Below are 2,488 nucleotides of genomic sequence, written 5' to 3'. Positions count from 1 at the left end.
TAACTGACAGTATTTCACCGCACAGTAATTCACAATAACTCACTGCAATTCATTGTGATGAAACGAATACGGGATTTGAGCCGAGGTTGATCTCGGCTCATTTTTTGCCCGCTGGTCTGGTTGGCGGTTACATTATAATTGCAATTTGCTGACATATGGGAGCAACTAGGGTGTGTCGATACTCATTGCGTATCTGATGCACAATCTTTGCACAGTATTGCCATAGATTTTTTTGTATATTCCTTGACAACCAGATATTTTTATGATATACTAAAACCGTTATATATATAACATATTATAACATATGATTAGAGGGTGGTAAATTTGAGAAAGAAAGTCATTTTAGTCCTGCTTGCAGGCTGCCTCTGCTGTTCCACAGCGGCGATGGTGTCCTATGCAGAAACGCCTGCTCACGCACTGACGATCATTGCATCTGTAACAAATCTCTCCGTTTCCAAGAACACCATTGCAGTGGGAGAAAGTGTTCAGCTGGAACTGGAATGGAGTACTGGTGCAAAACAGTCTGTTTTTTATTCTTCCAGTGATGAGAATGTCGCCATTGTCGATCAAAATGGGCTTATCACAGGTGTTGGCAACGGCACAGCGACCATTACAGTAAGCCATTCCAATATTGGAACAGATAAGACCATTACCATAGATGTTTCAGATGACGTGGAGACAAGCAAGACCTATCAGACCTCCGAACTTACACTGGGAACAAAACTGAAAAAGTACGATACCCTGCACTACACAGGAGACGGAGCAGGGAGCTGTCTGAACGTTGTCAATACAAAGGGTGATTATGATCTTGTTTATCTGAACAGCGGCGATTATGTGCTTCCGTTTGATGCTGAAATTGTTGGAATTGACGGACTTGTTATGTATGTCGCACCCGATATTGAGGGCGTGACTTATCTGGACGGCAGAACGCTTTCCGTCGGTGATACGATCGACAGAAATACTCATCTGCTATGCTATGACTACCATATCAATGACCTTGTCCTTCCTGTATTTCTGCCGCAGTATTACAGCAAATACATCGGTGACGGCACGATCAGAGTCAAGGCGATTGACCATGACGAAAAGACGATCACTCTTGAATCTGTCGATGAATTCGACTGGCTGCCTGCTACAATGGATGATTATGAAGCATTCATTGCGAAAAACGGAAATGTATCCGTTCATGGCAACTATATCGTTTATTGTGATACCATCAATTATAGTACCGGTGATGAGGTGATTCTGGAGCAGCTTGGAACGGCGGAAATCAAAGAAGTAAAAGAATACAATATTTCTTCCGATGAGCCGATTCCACCTGGAAGCCAAAGTCATGCTGTCTATGTATATGAAGCAGTATCCGCTGGCACAGTAAAAGTTACGATCTCTCAAGGCAGACCTTGGGATCCAGAGCAGACGAAAAACGTCAGAGATGTCGGTTATTATAAGATCGGTGAAGATATGTCCGTCGAAGAAATAGACGAATCTGAATTTTCTGAGCCTGTAAAGGGCGATGTCAATGCAGACGGGAAGTTGAATGCCGCTGACGCTGTCATGCTCCAGAAATGGCTGACGGGTGTTCCCGATGCAACACTTTCCAACTGGAAAGCAGCCGATCTGTATGAAGACGGCGTACTGAATGCGTTTGACCTTTGCATGATGAAACGTGAGTTGATGAATCAAAACCAGTATGATGATACGCCGGTTTTGTTTATCAATGATTATAGAATTATCATGTCAGAAAACGGCTGGGATGGCGAAGATTACGAACAAATAATCACCGCCAACGGAAACCGGTATTCAGCTCCATTGTGCAATTGCGTGTATCTCTCCGTTGATGACCACATGAACCACATCAAAGAAGATGGTGAAAAGGAATCGTACATCACAGATGCAGAGGTTTTGCAAAAGATCTCGGAATTCACAAAAAATGCAGCAAAATACAAGGACTGCGAAATGAAAGCCTGGGGCTTTGGAATAACTGATTACGGCGAACAAACACTCTATGTCCTGTATCATGACGAAGATGGCACAACACAGCAACTGGAACTCTGCCGATTTGGCGGCGACTGTGCATGGCTCGACAATGCAGAGGTACAGGAATTTGTAACAATGCTGATTCAAAAAGGTTATTTTGCAGAGAAAGATATGTTTGAAGCCTATTTGAAGAACTTGAAATAAGTCCAAGGCACTTGCAATACTGAATCCGACCGCTGGGTGCAATCTTTCTCCTTTAGGGAAACGCTGTACAGGAAATACCTTTTGACCAGATGGAGCTACTCCATTTGGGGTCGGTGTACAAAAAGAAAGGTCTGCCTCTGAGAGCAGACCTTTCCTCTTGTCCGAAAACATCGTAATTTTGACAACACCGTACAAAGCCGACAGGTGGTCTTTGTGCGGTGTTGCTTTATCCGTGATTCTGGATAATATTGTTGAAGTAGCGTAACCGCCAACCAGACCCTAACGTTGATTCGGCACTAAAAAAGCGATA

General features: G+C 43.6%; 1 protein-coding gene. It reads left to right on the top strand.

Features of this window, described 5'->3' with window-relative positions:
* The first annotated feature begins 324 nt into the window (after nt 1–324).
* A complete protein-coding gene (locus tag RUMCAL_RS15770) occupies nt 325–2,178 on the top strand; it encodes a dockerin type I domain-containing protein (RefSeq protein WP_051343624.1) in 1,854 nt (617 codons plus the stop codon).
* Nucleotides 2,179–2,488: the final 310 nt, after the last annotated feature.

The organism is Ruminococcus callidus ATCC 27760 (assembly GCF_000468015.1).
GTDB classification, from domain to species: domain Bacteria; phylum Bacillota; class Clostridia; order Oscillospirales; family Ruminococcaceae; genus Ruminococcus_C; species Ruminococcus_C callidus.
The sequence above is the reverse complement of the archived record's forward strand: the minus strand, read 5'-3'. Positions and strand labels throughout refer to the sequence as shown.